This is a genomic window from Klebsiella sp. 141162, assembly GCF_050600755.1.
In the GTDB taxonomy this organism is placed as follows: Bacteria; Pseudomonadota; Gammaproteobacteria; order Enterobacterales; family Enterobacteriaceae; genus Klebsiella; species Klebsiella aerogenes.
Genome location: NZ_JAQIRI010000001.1, coordinates 1 through 22,313, shown reverse-complemented (window position 1 = coordinate 22,313; position 22,313 = coordinate 1). Strand labels below are relative to the sequence as shown.

The following is a 22,313-nucleotide window of genomic DNA, read 5'->3' as shown; positions in this document are numbered from 1 at the left end:
ACTCAGAGGTCGTCAACGTAACCGAGACTGCGCAGCGCGCGCTCGTCATCGGCCCAGCCGGATTTCACTTTGACCCACAGTTCGAGGTGCACCGGCGCTTCAAACATCTCTTGCATGTCTTTACGCGCTTCGATGCCGATGGTTTTGATTTTGGCGCCTTTGTTGCCAATTACCATCTTCTTCTGCCCTTCACGCTCGACGAGGATCAGGCCGTTGATGTCGTAGCCGCCGCGTTCGTTGCTCACGAAACGTTCAATTTCGACGGTCACGGAGTACGGCAGTTCAGCGCCCAGGAAACGCATCAGCTTTTCGCGGATGATCTCGGAAGCCATGAAACGCTGGGAACGGTCGGTAATGTAATCTTCCGGGAAGTGATGAATCGCTTCCGGCAGATGTTTACGTACGATCGACGCGATAGTATCAACGTTGGTGCCGGTTTCCGCAGAAATCGGCACGATGTCGAGGAAGTTCATCTGGCTGGCAAGGAACTGCAAATGCGGCAGCAGATCCGCTTTTTCCTGCACGTTATCAACTTTGTTGACGGCCAGAATCACCGGCGCGCGCGCATCGCGCAGCTTGTTCAGCACCATCTCGTCATCTTGCGTCCAGCGGGTACCTTCAACGACAAAGATGACCAGTTCCACGTCGCCAATCGAGCTGCTGGCCGCTTTGTTCATTAAGCGGTTAATCGCGCGCTTCTCTTCCATATGCAGGCCCGGGGTATCAACATAAATCGCCTGATACGGCCCTTCGGTATGGATACCGACGATGCGGTGACGGGTAGTCTGCGCTTTACGGGAAGTGATCGAAATCTTCTGCCCAAGCAGCTTGTTCAACAGCGTGGATTTGCCAACGTTTGGACGACCAACGATGGCGACAAATCCGCAATAACTTTTTTCTTCGCTCATTCCAGCTCCAGTTTTTTCAGCGCCTGTTCGGCGGCAGCCTGCTCCGCCTTGCGACGGCTGGAACCTGTGCCAACCACCGGTTCACTCAGGCCACTGACCTGGCAGTGGATAGTAAATTCCTGATCGTGCGCTTCGCCGCGAACCTGGACGACCAGGTAGGACGGCAGCGGCAGATGACGCCCCTGCAGATACTCCTGCAGACGAGTCTTCGGATCCTTTTGCTTATCGCCCGGGCTGATTTCATCCAGACGAGTCTGGTACCAGGAGAGGATTAAGCGTTCAACATTTTGAATATCGCTGTCGAGGAAAACCCCGCCGATTAAGGCTTCTACGGTGTCAGCCAGAATCGATTCGCGACGAAAACCGCCGCTCTTCAGCTCGCCAGGCCCAAGGCGCAGGCACTCGCCCAGTTCAAATTCGCGGGCGATTTCCGCCAGCGTATTGCCTCGCACCAGCGTCGCGCGCATACGGCTCATATCCCCTTCGTCTACCCGCGGGAAACGATGATAGAGCGCATTGGCGATCACGAAACTTAAAATAGAGTCGCCTAAAAACTCGAGACGCTCGTTGTGTTTGCTGCTGGCACTGCGGTGAGTTAATGCCTGTTGCAACAGCTCCTGATGAACAAAAGTGTAGCCCAGCTTTCGTTGAAGCCGATTAATTACGATGGGGTTCATGCGTTACCAATAAATGAATGCGTCAAAGATGCAGCACACGAAACCGACCTGAGCATACATACCCTTGATATATAAGGGCAGAAACTAACCAACGCGGTTTCGTGTGCAGTGTCACTCTTTCGAGAGACAACCAAAAACTTCGGGGGGATATTCTATACGCAACGACAAGGGATGTCGTTAGTTTGGATGGATTTAAATACTAAATAATTCGCGCTGCCATTATTGCACCGGCAGCGCGAATTAAGACAAGGAATTAGTGGATGCCGCCGATGCGCGATAAACGTACGCCGGTTGGCCACTCACCTTCCTGTTTTTCGAAGCTCATCCAGATGGCGGTGGCTTTACCCACCAGGTTCGCTTCCGGCACGAAGCCCCAGTAACGGCTGTCGGCGCTGTTGTCGCGGTTGTCACCCATCATGAAGTATTCACCCGGCGGAACGACCCATGTCGCCAGCGGCTGACCGGACTGACGATAGTACATCCCCACCTGATCCTGAGCGATAGGTACCGTCAGAATACGGTGGGTCACTTCGCCCAGCGTCTCTTTGCGCTCGGTCAGACGAATACCGTCGGCTTTGGTTTCGCCTTTTGGCAGCTGCCAGAAACCGCTGGTGGCTTCACCGCCGTTGCGACGGGAGAAGGTCTGAACGAAATCGCTCGGCTCAACGTTTGAGTAGGTGATCGGCAAGGCGCTCCCGCATGCCTGGCCCGACGCGCAGCCAGGCTCAATCGTCACCTGCTTAGCCACCGGATCGTAAGTGACTTTATCCCCCGGCAGACCAACCGCACGCTTGATGTAGTCAAGGCGCGGATCTTCCGGATATTTAAACACCACGATGTCGCCACGCTTCGGATGGCCGGTTTCGATCAGCGTTTTCTGGTAGATCGGATCTTTAATGCCGTAGGCGAATTTCTCCACCAGGATAAAATCGCCAATCAGCAGGGTCGGCATCATCGAACCTGATGGGATCTGGAACGGTTCATAGATAAACGAACGCACAATCAGCACAATCGCCAGCACCGGGAAGATCGAGGCGCCGGTTTCCAGCCAGCCCGGTTTTGGGCCAACCTTTTTCAGCGTTTTCTTGTCCAGCTGATCGCCGGTCGCTGCCTGAGCAGCGGCCTGACGTTCACGACGTTTTGGTGCGAATATGAACTTATCCAGGCACCACAACAGCCCTGTCACAAGGGTCGCAATGACCAGAATCAGGGCAAACATGTTCGCCATGCCAACTCCTTAGATTATTTGCCGTCTTTACCAACGTGCAGAATGGCGAGGAACGCTTCCTGCGGCAGTTCAACGTTACCAACCTGTTTCATACGCTTCTTACCTTCTTTCTGCTTCTGCAGCAGCTTTTTCTTACGACTGACGTCGCCGCCGTAGCATTTCGCCAGGACGTTTTTACGCAGCTGTTTCACGGTAGAGCGCGCGATGATGTGGTTACCAATGGCCGCCTGAATCGCGATATCGAACTGCTGACGCGGGATCAGCTCTTTCATCTTCTCGACCAGCTCGCGGCCACGATACGGCGCGTTGTCGTTGTGCGTAATTAACGCCAGCGCATCGACGCGCTCACCGTTGATCAGCACGTCGACACGCACCATGTTGGAAGCCTGGAAGCGCTTGAAGTTGTAATCCAGCGACGCATAGCCGCGGGAGGTCGACTTCAGACGGTCGAAGAAATCGAGGACCACTTCCGCCATCGGGATTTCATAGGTCAGCGCAACCTGTTTGCCGTGGTAAACCATGTTGGTTTGCACGCCGCGTTTCTCGATACACAAGGTAATCACGTTGCCGAGGAACTCCTGCGGCAGCAGCATGTGACATTCAGCGATCGGCTCACGCAGTTCCTGAATATTATTCAGCGGCGGCAGCTTCGATGGACTATCGACGTAGATAACCTCTTTAGAGGTGGTTTCTACTTCATAGACTACCGTCGGCGCGGTGGTAATCAGATCCAGATCGTATTCACGCTCCAGACGCTCCTGAATGATTTCCATGTGCAGCAGACCGAGGAAGCCGCAGCGGAAGCCAAAGCCCAGCGCCGTTGAGCTTTCCGGCTCGTAGAACAAGGAAGCATCGTTCAGACTCAGTTTACCCAGCGCATCGCGGAAGTTCTCATAGTCATCAGAGCTCACCGGGAACAGACCGGCGTAGACCTGCGGCTTCACTTTTTTGAAGCCCGGCAGCGCTTTATCCGCTGGATTACGCGCCGCGGTCAGGGTATCGCCCACCGGCGCGCCGAGGATGTCTTTAATGGCGCAAACCAGCCAACCCACCTCGCCGCATTTCAGTTCGGTACGGTCAACCTGTTTCGGGGTGAAGATGCCAAGACGGTCGGCGTTATAGACCTGACCGGTGCTCATCACCTTAATTTTGTCGCCTTTGCGCATGGTGCCGTTTTTAATACGCACCAGCGACACGACGCCTAAATAGTTATCGAACCAGGAGTCGATAATCAGCGCCTGCAGCGGCGCGTCCGGATCGCCTTCCGGCGGCGGAATATCGCGTACCAGACGTTCCAGCACATCCGGCACGCCAACACCAGTTTTCGCCGAGCAGCGAACCGCGTCGTGAGCGTCGATACCGACGATATCTTCAATCTCGTCCGCTACGCGCTCAGGGTCGGCTGCAGGCAGGTCGATCTTGTTAAGAACCGGGACGACTTCGAGGTCCATTTCCATCGCGGTATAGCAGTTCGCCAGAGTCTGGGCTTCTACGCCCTGCCCGGCGTCAACCACCAGCAGCGCGCCTTCGCACGCCGCCAGGGAGCGCGATACTTCATAGGAGAAGTCAACGTGGCCCGGGGTGTCGATAAAGTTGAGCTGATAGGTTTCGCCATCGCTGGCTTTGTAATCCAGGGTGACGCTCTGCGCCTTGATGGTAATGCCACGCTCACGTTCAAGGTCCATGGAGTCCAGAACCTGGGCCGCCATTTCGCGATCAGAAAGGCCACCGCAAATCTGGATGATACGGTCAGACAGCGTCGACTTACCGTGGTCGATGTGAGCGATGATCGAAAAGTTACGTATATTCTTCATATTTAGAGTTAATTATGCCTTACGAGTCTCATGAGGCCGCTGTTCTGTGCCTGACGTTTTTTAATCCGAAAACGCCGCATTCTACACTACATCCGCGAAACCAGGAAATGCTGTTAGATCCAGCATAACGGCAGAATTGTGGCGTTGTATCAGGAAGCGTAAATAAAGATGAGGGACAGTGAAATCACTGCCCCATTTCAGAGGAAGGCGTATCAACGCGCAGCAGACCCGGTGGTAAACCGACGCTTAAAATCACCGGCTGCCACGACTGGCGAGCAGCCAGCTTTGGCGACAGCCCGCGCGCCACCAGGAACCCGCCGACGCCGCCAAGCAACGCGCCGCACAGCGAAGCAATGTCGCTGGCAAACAGCACCTGGAAAATCGACGCCATCACAAACAGCCCGAACAGCGGCGCCATGTATACCAGCAGCGCCGAACCCAGCAGGCTGCTTTCAGCAATGCCCAGTTCCACTTTTTGCCCGGCCGTCAGCGGCTGGTCGCAGGGAACGCTTATGGTATGGCTGGTTTGCGGCCCCAGTTTATTGAGCACCCGGCTACCGCAGCCAGCGCGCGAGGCGCAGCTGCTGCAAGAGGCTTTAACATCGCAGTGAACCTGCGCCACGCCGTTGTGCCAGGAGACGACAGTCGCCCACTCTTTGATCATTGCGCGGCCCTGAACTTAATGCTGTCTGAGATACGTTTTGCCGTTTGCGGCGGTAATTCGCCAACCACCGAGATTTCGGCGTTATCGCGTACCGAAGTGCTGACGGTACGGCGACCAGTGCGCAGCAGCTGATCGCTGCTGTTAGCCGTCGCGCGATTAACGTTAACGGAGAAGCTAAACAGACCGTCGGAATAGAGACGAGACTCGACCGGACCGTCGAAGGTCGGTAAACGACGCTGGCTGCTGGAAACTTCCGTCACGCCCTGCGGCAGCCAGGTTGGCGCCCAGTTAAAGTTGGCTTTATTGCCGCTTTCCGGAACCGACAGCTGCGGCGGCAGGCTGGCTTTCGACAGCGCTTCCATACTCGAGCTTACGTTATCACCGATATTGAATGAGACCACCCGAAACTGCTCCAGGGTTTCACCGTCGCGGTCGAGCAAGTCGACGCGCAGCGGCAGCTTGGTCTCGGCATCCAGCCACGCAATGTAGCTGTAGCGCGTGCCGTCGCGGGCCACCACGCGCACTACATCGCACAGGCGATCGGCGATACGCGTCCGGCCAACGGAGATGAAATCATAATACGAGGCCAGCTTTTTGAAATCGGTGTACACCAGAGACGGCAAGGAATCGACGATATAGTCGCCGTTCAGGGTGAAGGGATCGAGACCGGGTTCAAAATAGCTGATTTCAGTACCGCGCAGCACCACTTCCCGACGCGGACCGTCGAGCTGCAGCAACTGAGCAAGGGGCTGGTTGTTCAACCGCACGTGACGATAGCGCAGCGACTCAACGCCCTGTTTGTTGATACTGACAAAAGACAGCTCGTAATTGAGGGACTGGCTGGCCAGGTTCATCTGCTGCAACAACGCCCCGGACGATGTATCAGCCGAGGCGTTGGTGGAGAAGAACAGGCTGCCTGCCATGAGCGACATGGCACACCAAAGTTGCTTCATTACTGCGATTGCGTTCCTAAAGTTTGATAACCCGGCACCTGAACAGCGGCTTGCTGAGTCTGGGCCTGGCCAAACTGAAGCTGCTCAGCGTGCAGGCGACGCTGCAATTCATAGTCCTGCAGCATAGCATTAATACGACGACGTTGCTCCTGAACCTGCGCCTGCTGACCGCTACCGGCGGAGGCATCGGCCGGAACGCCCAGGCTAACCGGGCTGGCTTTGCCCATCATCGGCATGGTGTTGAAGACTGGCGCTTCCGGCTGCTGGGAAGCATCGGAGTGGCCATTGTATTGTTGAACACCGACGATCACCGCCAGAGACACGCACGCTGCCACGCCCATTTGGGTAAGCGAGCTGGCCCACGGGCGCACTTTCTGCCAGAAAGGCATCTGACGCCACTGGTGTGGAGCGGGTTGAGATTCAGGAATAAGCGGCGCAACCTGACGAGCAGGTTCGTTCTCGATGGCGGCCATTACGCGAGCTGAGATATCGAATTGGAGCATCTCGGCGGTATCGCCTCGCAGCGTGTCGCGGATGAGATGGTAGCTCTCCCAGGTTTTTTGCATTTCAGAAGAACGACTCAGCTCATTGAGCAGCTCGTTATCCAGCGTTTCACCATCCATTAAGGCCGAAAGTTTTTCTTTCTGCATGCCTGATACCCTTTTCCAGTATTCCGCTATCGTCAACGCCTGATTAGCGGTTGAACTTTATTATCAATAGCTTCACGTGCCCGGAAGATACGCGAACGTACCGTGCCAACCGGACAATCCATGATGACGGCTATTTCTTCATAGCTCAGGCCATCCAGCTCCCGTAACGTAATTGCCATGCGTAAATCTTCCGGGAGCGATTCAATGGTACGAAAAACTATTTGTCTCAGCTCTTCTGACAACATTAAGTTCTCAGGGTTCGAAATTTCTTTCAATGCCCCGCCGCTTTCGAAGTTTTCCGCCTCGTTGGCGTCTACATCGCTTGATGGCGGACGGCGTCCCTGAGCAACCAGATAATTCTTTGCCGTGTTTACGGCGATACGATACAACCAGGTATAAAAAGCGCTATCCCCCCGGAAAGAATCCAGCGCACGCCACGCCTTCACGAACGATTCCTGAACAACGTCAGCGATATCGCCCGGCGGTACATAGCGGGAGACCAGGCTTGCCACCTTGTGCTGATAGCGTACTACCAGTAGGTTAAAGGCTTTCTGATCTCCTTTCTGGACCCGTTCAACGAGGACCTGATCCGTTAACTGCTCGCTCATCCGAGGTAATGTCTCCCCAAACCCAATTCCCATGCGTATTCAGAACACCACCCAAGCACTGCATTATGAGCAAGCAGTCGTTTGGAGTGTCTGAACACAATAAAGTTCCGTTACGCTTTTGATTTTTGTCTGACAACGGTGGACTGATTGTTATCTCTCATTATAAGTCCCGTTGTTCAACGCCAGGTAAGCTAATGAAGAAAAAGCGCAAGGCCCGCCTGAAGGGTAACGTAACCCAACTTATTTTTCACTATAAAATCTGAAGGTAACGGCCTGCTTCGCAAATATTTTCTTTCGTTTACATATTTTCTTTTCCGCCAGCTTTGTTTAGCCCGTACAACTATTCACGAAAATAATTGTACGATTTAGCCCCATCAGGTGCTATGGTGACGCCATTGTGTTTAGTAAATTAAACAGAAGCTATGAAGACGACTCCTGACTTTTCCTGTGATGTGTTGATTATCGGCAGCGGCGCTGCCGGATTGTCTCTGGCGCTGCGCCTGGCGGAACGCCACGCGGTCACCGTACTAAGCAAAGGGCCGGTTAGCGAAGGCTCGACGTTCTACGCCCAGGGTGGGATTGCCGCCGTTTTCGATGAAACCGATAGCATTGAATCCCACGTCGAAGATACGCTCATCGCCGGGGCCGGTCTTTGTGACCGCCATGCCGTCTCCTTTGTCGCCAGCAACGCCAAACCCTGCGTACAGTGGCTTATCGATCAGGGGGTACTGTTTGATACCAAGGTTCAGGCCAACGGTGAAGAGAGCTACCATCTGACGCGTGAAGGCGGCCATAGCCATCGGCGGATCCTGCATGCCGCCGATGCCACCGGTAAAGAGGTTGAGACGACGCTGGTCGGCAAAGCGCTGGCTCATCCGAATATCACCATTCTGGAGCGTAGCAACGCGGTTGACCTGATTATCTCCGATAAGATTGGTCTGCCGGGTACCCGGCGGGTCGTCGGCGCATGGATCTGGAATCGTAATAAGGAAAAGGTAGAAACCTGCAGCGCAAAAGCCGTGGTGCTGGCGACCGGCGGCGCCGCGAAAGTCTATCAATACACCACCAACCCTGATGTCTCCTCCGGCGACGGCATCGCCATGGCCTGGCGCGCGGGGTGCCGTGTGGCCAATCTCGAATTTAACCAGTTCCACCCTACCGCGCTGTTTCATCCACAGGCGCGAAACTTCCTCTTAACGGAAGCCCTACGCGGTGAAGGCGCGCTGCTAAAACGGCCCGACGGTAGCCGCTTTATGCCGGACTTCGACGAGCGTGGCGAACTGGCTCCGCGCGATATCGTCGCCCGCGCCATCGACCATGAGATGAAACGCCTCGGCGTCGACTGCATGTATCTGGATATTAGCCATAAGCCCGAAGCGTTTATTCGCCAGCATTTCCCGATGATTTATGAAAAGCTACTCGGCCTTGGCATCGATTTAACCAAAGAGCCGGTACCGATCGTGCCTGCCGCCCACTACACCTGCGGCGGCGTGATGGTGGATGATAACGGACGTACCGACGTTGACGGCCTGTACGCCATCGGCGAGGTGAGCTACACCGGGCTGCACGGCGCCAACCGCATGGCCTCGAACTCATTACTGGAGTGTCTGGTGTACGGCTGGTCGGCCGCCGAGGATATTGCGAAACGCCTGCCGCTGGCGCAAGCGGCGGAACAGCTGCCGCCGTGGGATGAAAGCCAGGTTGAGATCCCGGATGAACTGGTGGTGATTCAACATAACTGGCACGAACTGCGCCTGCTGATGTGGGATTATGTCGGAATCGTGCGTACCACCCGCCGGCTGGAAAGGGCCCTGCGGCGCATTACTATGCTGCAGCAGGAGCTGGATGAGTATTACGCGCGTTTTCGCGTCTCCAATAATTTACTGGAGCTGCGCAATCTGGTGCAGGTGGCCGAGCTTATCGTGCGTTGCGCCATGCAGCGTAAAGAGAGCCGCGGCCTGCACTATACGCTCGACTACCCGGACACGCTGGCCGAGAGCGGCCCGTCAATCCTCTCGCCGCTCACTCACATAAAAAGATAGAAGTCGCGGGTCAGCGCGGTAAAGCCTTCAGAGTACTGCTGCTCTGGCCCACGCACCACCAGCCGATCGCTGAAACACTCGCCGGCGCTGGGAGAGAATGCCAGCAGGACGCGATGCGGCGGACGCATTTCTGTTTCCGCCACGTCGGTGCGTAAGCGCAAATGCCATCCCATCGCTTTTGCCCGTTCGACAAACGCATTACCAATATCCACCGGCAGCACTACGCAGAAAAAGCCCTCCTCGGTAATCAGATCCGCAGCGCAGGCGAGCAGCGTCGTATGATCGAGCGAGGTGGTGTAACGCGCCTGTTCGCGCTGCGACGTCGCGCAAGGGACGCCTTCGGCAAAAAACGGCGGATTGCTGACAATGAGCTCATAGCGCCGCGGCGGCTGCGGCTGCCACTGCTGAATCGGCGCCTGAAATACCGCGATACGTCCAGACCAGCTGCTGGCCGCCACGTTATCCCGCGCCTGCGCCGCGGCCTCTTCATCCAACTCCACCGCATCCAGTTGTACAGACTCCGCGGTACGCTGGGCTAACATTAATGCCAGTAAACCGCTACCGGCGCCGATATCCAGCACGTGCTTCACCTGAGCAATCGGCGCCCAAGCGCCCAGCAGAATACCGTCGGTACCGACTTTCATGGCGCAGCGATCGTGGGCGACGAAAAATTGTTTAAAGGTAAAACCATTGCGCGGCAGCGCAAACTTCGACTGAGACATCCTCAAAAACCTTGCTGGCGAAAACGGCTGTGCTTAAGGCTATGCACAATACCGGAGAACAGATAGCCTTACAAACAGATGAACATTACGTCAGTAACGTCTATAATCGGCGGCCCACTCAGAGGTAGAACATGACTGTAACGACTTTTTCCGAACTTGAACTCGACGAAAACCTGCTGGAAGCGCTCCAGGATAAAGGTTTCACACGCCCGACAGCCATTCAGGCCGCCGCTATTCCGCCTGCGCTTGATGGCCGTGATATTCTCGGTTCTGCGCCGACAGGCACCGGTAAAACTGCGGCATATTTGCTGCCAGCGTTGCAGCATCTGCTTGATTTCCCGCGTAAGAAATCGGGGCCGCCGCGGATCCTTATCCTGACGCCGACCCGCGAGCTGGCGATGCAGGTTGCCGATCACGCCCGCGAACTGGCGAAGCATACCCATCTGGATATTGCCACCATTACCGGCGGCGTTGCGTACATGAACCACGCGGAAGTGTTCAGCGAAAACCAGGATATCGTGGTCGCCACCACCGGTCGCCTGCTGCAGTATATTAAAGAAGAGAACTTCGACTGCCGCGCGGTAGAAACGCTGATCCTTGATGAAGCGGACCGCATGCTGGACATGGGCTTTGCCCAGGATATCGAAACCATCGCCGGTGAAACCCGCTGGCGCAAGCAGACCATGCTGTTTTCCGCCACGCTGGAAGGCGATGCAATTAAAGACTTTGCCGAACGCCTGCTGGAAGAGCCGGTTGAAGTTTCCGCAAATCCGTCGACCCGCGAACGTAAAAAAATCCACCAGTGGTACTATCGCGCCGATGATATCGAGCATAAAACCGCGCTGCTGGTTAATCTGCTGAAGCAGCCGGAAGCAACCCGCTCTATCGTGTTCGTGCGTAAACGCGAGCGCGTTCATGAACTGGCGGCCAAGCTGCACGAATCAGGCATCACCACCTGCTGGCTGGAAGGCGAAATGGTGCAGATCAAACGTAACGAAGCGATTAAACGCCTGACCGATGGTCGCGTGAACGTGCTGATTGCCACCGACGTCGCCGCGCGCGGTATTGATATTCCGGATGTCAGCCACGTGTTTAACTTCGATATGCCGCGCACCGCCGATATCTATCTGCACCGTATTGGCCGTACCGGCCGTGCTGGTAAGAAAGGCACCGCTATTTCGCTGGTTGAAGCGCACGATCATCTGCTGCTGGGCAAAATCGGCCGCTACGTTGAAGAACCGCTGAAAGCTCGCGTGATTGATGAATTGCGACCGAAAACCCGCGCGCCGAGCGAGAAGTTAACCGGTAAGCCATCGAAGAAAGTGCTGGCGAAACGCGCCGAGAAAAAAGAGAAAGAAAAAGAGAAGCCGCGGGTCAAGAAACGCCACCGCGATACCAAAAACATCGGTAAGCGTCGTAAGCCAAGCGCTGCCGGGACGCCGTCAACGTCTAACGAAGAGTAAAAAAAACGCCGGGATATCCCGGCGTTTTCACATCTGGCTTTAGCCTTACAGGCTTTCGGTAAAGGTACGAGCGATAACGTCGCGCTGCTGTTCCGGAGTCAGAGAGTTAAAACGTACCGCGTAGCCGGAAACACGAATGGTCAGCTGCGGGTATTTTTCCGGGTGCTCAACGGCATCCAGCAGGGTTTCGCGACGCAGCACGTTCACGTTCAGGTGCTGACCGCCTTCCACGCGGACTTCCGGTTTCACGTCTACCGGGATTTCACGGTATTCGATTTCACCCAGTTTGCTCACCGCAACCACGTCATCTTCCGCAAAACCACCTTTGGCGCACAGGCAGCGCGCTTCGCCTTTTTCGCTATCCAGCAGCCAGAAAGAGTTCAGCAGGTCGTCGTTTGCCGCTTTAGTAATTTGGATACCAGTAATCATTTGATGCCTCCCAGGCAGTGTTTATTCGATTTTGGCCTCTTTGCGGCCAATTGGTAAAACCATTGTTGTATGAGTGTATATATATCAGCCACACACCCGGCATTCATTGATTTAAATCAACAAAAACCACTCACTCAAAGTGGGTATATGAGGATAGTATTGTTTTACATCAAGTTACGCCAGTAGGTGTCATAAAAAATTTTGTAAATTTTCAATTTTTTTTATGCGCAACCAGTCAGGAATGACGTCGCGATTTTGTTATGCAGAAAGAAGCAGTTAAGCTATGGGCATGACACTTTGCAGGAGAGCGAGATGACCACCCCATTAACCTGGCACGACGTGCTGGCGGAAGAGAAGCAGCAGCCCTATTTTCTCAACACCCTCAAGACCGTCGCCGAAGAGCGTCAGTCCGGCATGACTATCTATCCGCCGCAGAAAGATGTCTTTAACGCCTTTCGCTATACCGAACTGGGCGAGGTCAAAGTGGTCATCTTAGGTCAGGATCCCTATCACGGCCCGGGACAGGCGCACGGTCTGGCCTTTTCTGTTTTACCGGGAGTACAGATACCGCCGTCGCTGCTGAACATGTATAAAGAGCTGGAAGGCACCATCCCCGGCTTTCAGCGCCCGGCGCATGGTTATCTGGAAAGCTGGGCGCGCCAGGGCGTGCTCCTGCTTAATACCGTGTTAACGGTACGCGCCGGTCAGGCGCATTCACACGCCAGTCTCGGCTGGGAAACCTTTACCGATAAAGTGATAGCGCTGATTAACCAGCATTGTGAAGGAGTGGTATTTCTGCTGTGGGGCGCGCACGCGCAGAAGAAAGGCGCCATTATCGATCGCCAGCGCCATTGCGTCCTGAAGGCGCCGCACCCATCGCCGCTGTCGGCGCACCGCGGTTTCTTCGGCTGCAACCACTTTGTGCAAACCAACCAGTGGCTGGCCGAACGCGGCGAGGCGCCCATTGACTGGATGCCGGTGCTGCCCGCTGAAAGCGAGTGAGCGACGACAATAAAAAAGCCAGCATCAGCTGGCTTTTTGCATTCAGAGACCGATATCAGGCCTTATTCTGACGCCACCATTCCGCCAGCAGCACGCCGGTCGCCACGGAGACGTTAAGACTTTCGACATTGCCGGTGCCGTCGATGGCGACGTTGAGGTCAGAGCTGGAGATCGCCGCATCGGACAGACCGTCACGCTCCTGGCCTAATACCAGCACCATTTTTTTCGGCAGCTCGGCCTTAAACAGCGGCGTACCGTTATGGCTGGAGGTCGAGACGATAGCGTAGCCAGCCTGACGGAACTGCGTCAGGGTATCGATAAAGCTGTCGCCGGTGATCGGCTCAACATGTTCCGCGCCGCCTTCTGCAGTGCGGATCGCCGCGCCAGACTCCAGCACGCCGGCATCCTGCACTACCACGCCTTTCACGCCAAAATGCGCGCAGCTACGCATAATCGCGCCGAGGTTGTGCGGGTTGCCAACATCTTCCAGCGCCAGTACGCAATCTTCGGCTTCTGCTTTCGCCACCCACTGGGCCACGGAAGTACCATGACGTTTTTTGATCAGGAAGCAGACGCCGCCGTGGTGTTCGGTACCAGACGCTTTCGCCAGCTCGGCTTCGTCCACTACGTGGTAGGCCTTACGGTTGGCCGCCATCCAGCGCAGCGCCTCTTTAAAGCGCGGGGTGACGCTCTGGATAAACCAGGCGCGTACGATGGCTTCCGGACGGCTCTGGAACAGCGCCTGACAGGCGTTCTCGCCGTAGACGCGGGTCTCTTCCGCGCGCTGACGACGCAGCACTTCCGGATCGATAAAGCTCTTACCGCTGATGCCGCCGTGATCTTCTTTTACCGGCGTCTCATCGCCCGGAGCGCGGGAAACGGTGCGCCACGGGGACGCATCATCGCGATTAAAATCATTACGCTTGCGATCGTCGCGTTTGCGATCGTCGCCGCGGCTGTTACGTTCATCGCGCGCAGGGCGGCTGCGGCCGTCAACACGTGATTTTCCTGGACGCCCTCCCCCTTTCCCGGTACGCGGGTTATGGGTACGTTTGTCAGAATCATCATCACTGCGGACATACATCACTTTGACCTTGCCGCTTTTATTTTTCAGTTCGTCGCTCATCTATTTTCTCCACCTGCGCTGCGCGAAGCGCGAAGATTACCCGATGTATCTTCACTTAGCCATTATTTCATTTAAAAGCCTTGGTCTATTGTAACCATCGAACAAAAGACATTGTCCTTTATTCGCGCCTAATCGATAATATGTAACATTACAGAAACAAATCGGCCACGTGCCGCGCTGCAACCCCATAACCAGAGGTTAGTTATGAATACCGTTTGTGCCAGTTGTCAGGCTCTTAACCGCATCCCCGAAGACCGTAGCGCCGATGGCGCCAAGTGCGGACGCTGCGGCCACGATCTCTTTGACGGCGATGTCATCAACGCGACCGGGGCAACGCTGGATAAACTATTAAAGGACGATCTGCCAGTCGTGATTGATTTCTGGGCCCCGTGGTGCGGTCCATGCCGTAGCTTCGCGCCGATCTTTGAAGATGTGGCTGAAGAGCGCAGCGGCGAAATGCGTTTTGTGAAAGTGAACACCGAAGCCGAACGCGAACTGAGCGCTCGCTTCCGCATCCGTAGCATTCCAACCATTATGATGTTCAAAAATGGTGAAATGGTCGACATGCTGAATGGCGCCGTCCCCAAAGCGCCGTTCGATAGCTGGTTGAACGAAGCCAACCAACAGTAAAGCCGCCGGGGCACCGCTTGTGCCCCGTTTTCTCCTCTGCGACAATAGCGTTTTTCATTAGCGACTCCCATGATTGATAACGCTGTCCTTCGGCTACGCGCCGAACGCCTCGCGCGCGCAACCCGGCCTTTTCTTGCTCGCGGCAACCGCATCCGCCGCTGTCAGCGCTGCCTGCTCCCCCTAAAACAGTGTCTGTGCGCAACGCTGACGCCAGTGCCCGCCGACAGCCGCTTTTGCCTGGTGATGTTCGACACCGAGCCGATGAAGCCCAGCAATACCGGACGTCTTATCGCCGATATTCTGCCCAATACCGAAGCGTTTCAGTGGTCGCGTACCGAGCCGCCGCAGGCGTTGCTCGATCTGGTCGCCAACCCTGATTATCAGCCCATGGTCGTCTTTCCGGCCTCTTATGCCGGAGCGGATCGTCAGGTACTGAGCGCCCCGCCGGAGGGTAAGCCGCCGCTGTTCATAATGCTCGACGGCACCTGGACGGAAGCACGGAAAATGTTTCGCAAAAGCCCGTATCTCGATGCGCTGCCGGTAATCTCAGTCGACCTGTCGCGCATCTCAGCCTATCACCTGCGCGAGGCCCACGCCGACGGTCAGTACTGTACGGCGGAAGTCGCCATTGCTCTGCTGGATTTAGCCGGCGACGCGCAGGCGGCTGCCGCGCTTGGCGATCACTTTAGTCTGTTCAGAAGCCGCTATCTGGCGGGAAAAACGCAGCATAAGGGCAGTATCACAGCACAACAGGCTGAAAGCGTTTAAAATCATTCGGTCACTGGGGATTAAAGGAGACCGGAATGAGCCAACGAGGCCTGGAAGCACTGCTGCGGCCAAAATCGATCGCCGTCATTGGCGCATCGATGAAACCGCAGCGCGCTGGCTATTTAATGATGCGCAACCTGTTGGCCGGCGGTTTTAATGGCCCGGTCCTGCCGGTGACGCCCGCCTGGAAAGCGGTGCTTGGCGTACTGGCGTGGCCGACTATCGACAGCCTGCCTTTTACTCCGGATCTGGCGGTGCTCTGTACTAATGCCCGTCGCAACCTCGAGTTGCTCGAGGCCTTAGGGCGGAAAGGGTGTAAAACCTGCATTATCCTCTCTTCACAGCCGGACCAGTACCCGGCGCTGCTCGAATGCGCCGCCCGTTATCAAATGCGTCTACTCGGCCCCAACAGCCTGGGGCTCCTGGCGCCGTGGCAGGGCCTCAACGCCAGCTTCTCGCCGGTGCCTATCCAGCGCGGCAAGCTGGCGTTTATCTCGCAATCCGCCGCCGTCTCCAACACCATTCTGGACTGGGCGCAGCAGCGTGAAATGGGCTTCTCGTACTTTATTGCGCTGGGCGATAGTCTTGATATCGACGTCGACGACCTGCTCGATTTTCTCGCCCGTGATAGCAAGACCAGCGCCATTCTGCTCTATCTGGAGCATCTCAGCGATGCGCGGCGTTTTGTCTCCGCCGCCCGTAGCGCCTCGCGTAATAAACCCATTCTGGTCATCAAAAGCGGCCGCAGCCCGGCGGCGCAGAAATTGCTGCATGTAAACTCAGGAATGGATCCCGCCTGGGACGCCGCTATTCAGCGGGCGGGGCTACTGCGCGTGCAGGACACCCACGAGCTCTTTTCCGCCGTTGAAACCCTGAGCCATATGCGCCCATTGCGCGGCGAAAAACTGATGATCATCAGTAATGGCGCGGCGCCGGCGGCGCTGGCGTTGGACGAACTGTGGCTGCGTAACGGTAAGCTCGCCACGCTTAGCGAGGCAACCAGCAACCAGCTCAAACAGACGTTACCGACAGGCGTCGAGGTTGCTAATCCTCTGGATCTGCGCGATGACGCCAGCAGCGAGCATTATCTCAAGGCGCTGAATGTGTTGCTGGATAGCCAGGATTATGATGCGCTGCTGGTGATCCACTCCCCCAGCGCCGCGGCGCCGGGTACCGAAAGCGCGCTGGCGTTGATTGATGCCCTTAAGCGTCATCCGCGCGGGAAATACGTTACGGTGCTGACGAACTGGTGCGGAGAGTTCTCCTCCCAGGAGGCGCGACGGCTATTTAGCGAAGCCGGCATTCCAACCTATCGCACGCCTGAGGGTACCATTACCGCCTTTATGCATATGGTGGAATACCGTCGCAACCAGAAACAGCTACGGGAAACGCCGGTATTGTCCGATACGTTGACCGCCAATACCGCCGAGGCCCACACGCTATTGCAGCGCGCGCTGAGCGAAGGCGCGACCTCACTGGACACCCATGAAGTCAGCCCGGTGCTGCGCGCCTACGGCATCCATACTCTGCCCACCTGGATTGCCGCCGACAGCGCCGAAGCGGTACATATCGCCGAGCAGATTGGCTACCCGGTGGCGTTGAAGTTACGTTCGCCGGATATTCCGCATAAATCTGAAGTTCAGGGCGTTATGCTCTATTTACGAACCCCTGCTGAAGTCCAGCAGGCGGCGGACGCGATTATCGACAGGGTAAAAATGGCCTGGCCGCAGGCGCGTATTCATGGCCTGCTAGTCCAAAGCATGGCCAACCGCGCCGGGGCGCAGGAACTTCGGGTCGTCGTCGAGCATGACCCGCTTTTTGGCCCGTTGATCATGCTTGGCGAAGGCGGTGTCGAGTGGCGAGCGGAAAATCAGGCCGCGGTCGCCCTGCCGCCGCTGAATATGAACCTGGCGCGTTATCTGGTGATCCAGGCCATTAAGAGCAAAAAAATCCGCGGACGCAGCGCGCTGCGCCCGTTAGATATTCCCGGTCTTAGCCAGTTGCTGGTGCAGGTCTCTAATCTGATCGTCGATTGCCCCGAGATCCAGCGGTTGGATATTCACCCCTTGCTTGCTTCCGGCAACGAGTTTACCGCCCTCGACGTCACCCTCAGCCTGGCGCCATTTAGCGGCGACAGCGAAAGCCGGCTGGCAGTCAGGCCCTATCCGCAACAGTTAGAAGAATGGGTGGTGATGAAAAACGGTGAACGCTGCTTGTTCCGGCCGATCCTGCCTGAGGATGAACCTCTGCTATTGGCTTTTATCGAACAGGTCACTAAAGAAGATCTCTATTACCGCTACTTCAGCGAGATCAACGAATTCACCCATGACGACTTAGCCAATATGACCCAGATCGACTACGATCGTGAAATGGCCTTTGTTGCGGTACGCGCTACGGAGCAAGGAAGCGAGATCCTTGGCGTGACCAGAGCGATTTCCGATCCTGATAACATTGATGCCGAGTTCGCCGTGCTGGTACGCTCGGATCTGAAAGGTTTAGGTCTGGGACGACAGCTCCTTGAAAAGCTTATCGCCTATACGCAAGGACACGGATTACAGCGCTTAAATGGCATCACCATGCCAAATAACCGCGGCATGATAAGCCTTGCCAGAAAACTTGGCTTTGCCGTAGATATCCAGCTAGAAGACGGAATTGTGAGCCTGTCTCTTGCGCTGAATACGTTACATTCGGTGACAAGCGACAGCAATTAATGACCACATTCGCGGGTAGTGATGGTATTATTGCCCGCTTACGTCGTCTGCATGGTACAGAAGACCCTTCAATAAACAGAGAAGAAACGCACTGTGATGTTGTCAAAATTTAAGCGTAATAAACATCAACAACACCTTGCCCAACTCCCTAAGCTCTCTCAGTCAGTTGATGATATCGAGTTCTTTTACGCGCCGGCTGATTTCCGCCAGGCGCTACTGGCAAAGATAGCCCACGCCACCCAGCGTATTTGCATTATTGCGCTCTACCTTGAGCAAGATGATGGCGGAAAAGGAATACTGCAAGCCCTGTACGACGCCAAACGTCAACGTCCGGAACTGGACGTGCGCGTGCTGGTTGACTGGCATCGCGCCCAGCGCGGCCGCATCGGCGCTGCAGCCTCCAATACCAATGCCGACTGGTACTGTCGTATGGCCCAGGAAAATCCTGGGATTGATATCCCGGTCTATGGCGTCCCGGTCAATACCCGTGAAGCGCTCGGCGTGCTCCATTTTAAAGGCTTCATCATCGACGATAGCGTCATCTATAGCGGCGCCAGCCTGAACGATGTGTACCTGCATCAGCATGATAAATATCGCTACGATCGCTATCAGTGCATCCGCAACGGCAAGATGGCCGATGTCATGTTCGACTGGGTCGAGCACAACCTGGTAGAGGGTCGCGGCGTGAATCGTCTCGATCGCCCGGATCGGCCGAAAAGCCCGGAAATCAAAAATGATATTCGCCTGTATCGCCAGGATCTGCGCGAAAGCGGCTATCACTTCACCGGCAATGCCGATGAAGATCAATTATCAGTCACACCGCTGGTCGGGCTCGGTAAATCGAGCTTGCTCAACAAGACTATCTTCCACCTGATGCCGTGTGCGGAACACAAGCTGACAATCTGCACCCCGTATTTCAACCTGCCCGCCGTACTGGTCAGAAATATTATTTCTCTGCTACGCAGCGGCAAAAAAGTGGAAATCATCGTCGGCGATAAGACCGCGAACGACTTCTATATCCCGGAAGATCAGCCGTTTAAAATCATCGGCGCACTGCCTTATTTGTACGAAATTAACCTGCGACGCTTCCTGAGCCGCCTGCAGTATTATGTGAATACCGATCAGCTCATCGTGCGTTTATGGAAAGATGACGATAACAGCTACCATCTAAAGGGTATGTGGGTTGATAACGAATGGATGCTGTTAACCGGCAATAACCTCAATCCGCGCGCCTGGCGGCTGGACTTGGAAAATGCCGTGCTTATCCACGATCCTAAACATCAACTGCGCGAAATGCGGGAAAAGGAGCTTCAGCTCATCCGTACGCATACGACGGTGGTGAAGCATTATCGCGATCTGCAAAGCATCGCCGACTATCCGGTGAAGGTGAAAAAGCTCATTCGCCGTCTGCGACGTATCCGCATCGACCGTCTTATTAGCCGCATTCTTTAAATCAATGCCCCGTTTACGGGGCTTTTTTTCAGGAAGCACTATGCGTCATCTTGTTATTTTTGCCCCTTTACTGCTTGGCGGCTGCAGCCATATGGCCAATGATGCCTGGAGCGGTCAGGACAAAGCCCAACACTTTCTCGCGTCGGCAATGCTCTCCGCGGCCGGCAATGAATATGCGCAGCATCAGGGATACAGCCGCGATCGCAGCGCCGCCATCGGTCTGATGTTTTCCGTTAGTCTGGGGGCATCAAAAGAGTTATGGGACAGCCGCCCGGCAGGGAGCGGCTGGAGCTGGAAAGATTTCGCCTGGGATGTCGCCGGCGCCACTACCGGCTATGCGGTGTGGCAACTGGCACATCAATAAGGCTACAAACGCAGACCCTTCCCTTTACCGTGCAGCATCAGAGACACCAGGAAGGCAATCGCCGCCATCGCCGTCACGTACCAGTAGAAGGCATTCTCCATTCCCGCAGATTTAAGCGACAGCGCGACGTATTCCGCTGAACCGCCGAACAACGCGTTTGCTACCGCATAGGACAAGCCCACGCCCAGCGCGCGAACCTGTGCCGGAAACATTTCCGCCTTCAGGATCCCGCTGATGGAAGTGTAGAAGCTGACAATCAGCAACGCACAAATCACCAGGGCAAATGCGGCATATGGAGAGCTGACATTTTGCAGCGCGCTAAGGATAGGCACGGTAAACAGCGTCGCCAGCACGCCGAAACACAGCATTGAAGTGCGGCGACCCACCTTATCCGAGAATGCGCCAAACAGCGGCTGTACCAGCATATACACGAAAAGCGCCGCCGTCATAATCATGCTGGCGGTGCTGGCCGACATGCCGGCGGTATTCACCAGATATTTTTGCATGTAGGTGGTGAAGGTGTAAAAAGTCAGCGAGCCGGCGGCGGTAAAGCCCAGCACCATGACAAAAGCCCGGCGATTACGCCACAAACCTTTAAAGGAACCGGCCTCTTTCAGCGCTCGGGTTTCCTGTTTCGAGGTTTCATCCAACTGACGGCGCAGCCACAGCGCGACGATGGCCAGTACGGCGCCCAGAGCAAAAGGTATACGCCATCCCCAGGCATGCAAGTCTTCATCACTGAGGATTTGTTGTAGCGCGACAACGACCAGTACCGCCAGCAGTTGACCGCCAATTAACGTAACGTACTGGAAGGAGGCGTAGAATCCTTTCTTTCCTTCTACTGCCACTTCACTCATGTAGGTCGCGCTGGTGCCATATTCCCCGCCAACGGACAGGCCCTGGAACAGACGTGCCAGCAGGAGCAAAGCCGGTGCCCAGGTGCCGATAGTGGCGTATCCCGGTAGACAAGCAATTACCAGCGAGCCGAAGCACATCATGCATACCGAAATAAGCATTGAGGCTTTACGTCCGCGACGGTCAGCAATGCGGCCAAACAGCCAGCCGCCGATGGGGCGCATCAGGAAGCCAGCGGCAAAAACTCCGGCGGTTTGTAACAATTGAGTAGTGGTATTTCCTGAAGGGAAAAAGATGTGCGCAAAATAGAGTGAGCAAAATGAATAGACATAAAAATCAAACCATTCCACCAGGTTCCCTGAAGATGCGCCCACAATTGCCCATACTCGGCGCCGGGTATCTCCCTGTTCCAGGGCCCCCTGCTCGTTAATACTGCTTTCTGTCATTGTAATTTTGCTCCAGCAAAGACCGTAATCTGTCTCATCGGGCGTGACACGTCACTTCGACAAATTAATTAGTGAACCAAATGTTATATAATTGTTATTTATTTATATGTGATTGTATTCACATTTTTTTTCGTAACACCGCTTTTCGCGATTAACGTCAGTACATGCGCAATGAAAAAGAGAATTATGGCGAAGTGGGTACAACGACGGGGTTTTATATGGCTTTGAATGAAGGTGAGCGTGTGGATTTGGCGCGATCTTCCCCGCAGGAGGTGCGGATCTGTAGCCCCGGTAAGCGCAGCGCCACCGGGGAAGATAGCGGCGCGTCTGGCCGCAAAAGACAAAAGCAGAAAGCCAGGTCTTCCGACTGAGCCTTTCGTTTTACGTTGCTATGGCAGCGGCTTTCCCCGGAGGCGGTGCTGCGCACCTTTTCCGGGCTACGGGTTGCTATGCCAGTCTGTAGCCCCGGTAAGCGCAGCGCCACCGGGGGAGATGGCGGCGCGTCTGGCCGCAAAACACCAAAACAAAAGGCCCGGTCTTCCGACGGAGCCTTTCGTTTACGTTGCTATGGCGGCGGCTTTCCCCGGAGGCGGTGCTGCGCACCTTTTCCGGGCTACAGGACTGTAGTCCCGGTAAGCGCAGCGCCACCGGGGGAGCGATACGCCACACAGCAAAAAACCCCGCACCTTCCGGTACGGGGTTCTTCTTATTTGATGCCTGGCAGTTTATGGCGGGCGTCCTGCCCGCCACCCTCCGGGCCGTTGCTGCGCAACGTTCAAATCCGCTCCCGGCGGATTTGTC

At 55.6% G+C, this 22,313-nt stretch carries 21 protein-coding genes; 8 read left to right on the top strand and 13 right to left on the bottom strand.

The features are described from left to right. Positions 1-2: 2 nt before the first annotated feature. The 9 genes from era to rseD form a co-directional block, all read right to left on the bottom strand. Positions 3-908 carry a GTPase Era gene (gene era, locus PGR23_RS00105; RefSeq protein ID WP_015370290.1) on the bottom strand — a complete coding sequence of 302 codons (906 nt, stop codon included), beginning with the start codon at positions 906-908 and terminating at the stop codon, positions 3-5. Next, a complete protein-coding gene (gene rnc / locus PGR23_RS00100) occupies positions 905-1,585 on the bottom strand; it encodes a ribonuclease III (RefSeq protein ID WP_020078171.1) in 681 nt (226 codons plus the stop codon). Before rnc ends, era begins: the two co-directional genes overlap by 4 nt. A gap of 253 nt (positions 1,586-1,838) precedes the next feature. Beyond that, the gene (gene lepB / locus PGR23_RS00095) at positions 1,839-2,813 is read right to left on the bottom strand and encodes a signal peptidase I (protein ID WP_045392778.1); all 975 of its coding nucleotides are present in this window, start codon (positions 2,811-2,813) and stop codon (positions 1,839-1,841) included. Between the two features lie 14 nt (positions 2,814-2,827). Further along, complete coding sequence (gene lepA, locus PGR23_RS00090; protein WP_008803765.1) at positions 2,828-4,627, bottom strand: translation elongation factor 4; 1,800 nt, start codon at positions 4,625-4,627, stop codon at positions 2,828-2,830. A gap of 184 nt (positions 4,628-4,811) precedes the next feature. Beyond that, entirely contained in the window at positions 4,812-5,291 is a 480-nt protein-coding gene (gene rseC, locus PGR23_RS00085) for a SoxR-reducing system protein RseC (RefSeq protein WP_396279485.1), read from the bottom strand. Further along, on the bottom strand, positions 5,288-6,244 hold the full coding sequence (gene rseB, locus PGR23_RS00080) for a sigma-E factor regulatory protein RseB (RefSeq protein WP_045392783.1): 957 nt from the start codon (positions 6,242-6,244) through the stop codon (positions 5,288-5,290). The genes rseC and rseB overlap by 4 nt, the downstream gene beginning before the upstream one ends. Next, on the bottom strand, positions 6,244-6,894 hold the full coding sequence (rseA, locus tag PGR23_RS00075; protein WP_015370285.1) for an anti-sigma-E factor RseA: 651 nt from the start codon (positions 6,892-6,894) through the stop codon (positions 6,244-6,246). Before rseA ends, rseB begins: the two co-directional genes overlap by 1 nt. 32 nt (positions 6,895-6,926) lie before the next feature. Continuing rightward, on the bottom strand, positions 6,927-7,502 hold the full coding sequence (rpoE, locus tag PGR23_RS00070) for an RNA polymerase sigma factor RpoE (RefSeq protein ID WP_396279484.1): 576 nt from the start codon (positions 7,500-7,502) through the stop codon (positions 6,927-6,929). Continuing rightward, complete coding sequence (gene rseD, locus PGR23_RS00065; RefSeq protein ID WP_350425049.1) at positions 7,499-7,561, bottom strand: rpoE leader peptide RseD; 63 nt, start codon at positions 7,559-7,561, stop codon at positions 7,499-7,501. The genes rpoE and rseD overlap by 4 nt, the downstream gene beginning before the upstream one ends. A gap of 363 nt (positions 7,562-7,924) precedes the next feature. Between rseD and nadB the strand changes: the two genes are divergently transcribed. Next, the gene (nadB, locus tag PGR23_RS00060; RefSeq protein ID WP_396279483.1) at positions 7,925-9,544 is read left to right on the top strand and encodes an L-aspartate oxidase; all 1,620 of its coding nucleotides are present in this window, start codon (positions 7,925-7,927) and stop codon (positions 9,542-9,544) included. On the opposite strand, the gene trmN is transcribed toward nadB, so the two are convergent. Further along, positions 9,529-10,266, bottom strand: a complete 738-nt coding sequence (gene trmN, locus PGR23_RS00055) for a tRNA(1)(Val) (adenine(37)-N(6))-methyltransferase TrmN (protein ID WP_049061051.1) — start codon at positions 10,264-10,266, stop codon at positions 9,529-9,531. The genes nadB and trmN overlap by 16 nt on opposite strands. A gap of 131 nt (positions 10,267-10,397) precedes the next feature. On the opposite strand from trmN, the gene srmB reads away from it, so the two are divergent. After that, the gene (gene srmB / locus PGR23_RS00050; RefSeq protein WP_348876942.1) at positions 10,398-11,729 is read left to right on the top strand and encodes an ATP-dependent RNA helicase SrmB; all 1,332 of its coding nucleotides are present in this window, start codon (positions 10,398-10,400) and stop codon (positions 11,727-11,729) included. A gap of 45 nt (positions 11,730-11,774) precedes the next feature. Here the strand turns inward: srmB and grcA are convergent, their stop codons facing one another. Beyond that, positions 11,775-12,158, bottom strand: a complete 384-nt coding sequence (grcA, locus tag PGR23_RS00045; protein WP_002914084.1) for an autonomous glycyl radical cofactor GrcA — start codon at positions 12,156-12,158, stop codon at positions 11,775-11,777. 312 nt (positions 12,159-12,470) lie between these two features. Between grcA and ung the strand changes: the two genes are divergently transcribed. Continuing rightward, positions 12,471-13,160 (top strand): uracil-DNA glycosylase, encoded by a 690-nt coding sequence (ung, locus tag PGR23_RS00040; protein ID WP_020078167.1) that lies wholly within the window; start codon positions 12,471-12,473, stop codon positions 13,158-13,160. A 55-nt stretch (positions 13,161-13,215) separates the two neighbouring features. Here ung and PGR23_RS00035 read toward each other — a convergent pair whose 3' ends face one another. Next, a complete protein-coding gene (locus tag PGR23_RS00035; protein WP_015703188.1) occupies positions 13,216-14,286 on the bottom strand; it encodes a tRNA/rRNA methyltransferase in 1,071 nt (356 codons plus the stop codon). A gap of 204 nt (positions 14,287-14,490) precedes the next feature. On the opposite strand from PGR23_RS00035, the gene trxC reads away from it, so the two are divergent. The 5 genes from trxC (at position 14,491) to PGR23_RS00010 (ending at position 20,211) form a co-directional block, all read left to right on the top strand. Further along, positions 14,491-14,916 carry a thioredoxin TrxC gene (gene trxC / locus PGR23_RS00030; protein ID WP_015370277.1) on the top strand — a complete coding sequence of 142 codons (426 nt, stop codon included), beginning with the start codon at positions 14,491-14,493 and terminating at the stop codon, positions 14,914-14,916. Between the two features lie 69 nt (positions 14,917-14,985). After that, a complete protein-coding gene (gene tapT / locus PGR23_RS00025; RefSeq protein ID WP_396279482.1) occupies positions 14,986-15,684 on the top strand; it encodes a tRNA-uridine aminocarboxypropyltransferase in 699 nt (232 codons plus the stop codon). Positions 15,685-15,719: 35 nt separating this feature from the next. Continuing rightward, positions 15,720-18,395, top strand: a complete 2,676-nt coding sequence (locus PGR23_RS00020; protein ID WP_047043363.1) for a bifunctional acetate--CoA ligase family protein/GNAT family N-acetyltransferase — start codon at positions 15,720-15,722, stop codon at positions 18,393-18,395. A 96-nt stretch (positions 18,396-18,491) separates the two neighbouring features. After that, entirely contained in the window at positions 18,492-19,847 is a 1,356-nt protein-coding gene (gene pssA, locus PGR23_RS00015; RefSeq protein ID WP_045392797.1) for a CDP-diacylglycerol--serine O-phosphatidyltransferase, read from the top strand. A 40-nt stretch (positions 19,848-19,887) separates the two neighbouring features. After that, positions 19,888-20,211: a YfiM family lipoprotein gene (locus PGR23_RS00010; protein ID WP_045392800.1), complete on the top strand. Its 324-nt coding sequence runs from the start codon at positions 19,888-19,890 to the stop codon at positions 20,209-20,211. A 2-nt stretch (positions 20,212-20,213) separates the two neighbouring features. On the opposite strand, the gene PGR23_RS00005 is transcribed toward PGR23_RS00010, so the two are convergent. Continuing rightward, complete coding sequence (locus PGR23_RS00005) at positions 20,214-21,512, bottom strand: MFS transporter (RefSeq protein ID WP_045392803.1); 1,299 nt, start codon at positions 21,510-21,512, stop codon at positions 20,214-20,216. Positions 21,513-22,313 lie beyond the last annotated feature (801 nt).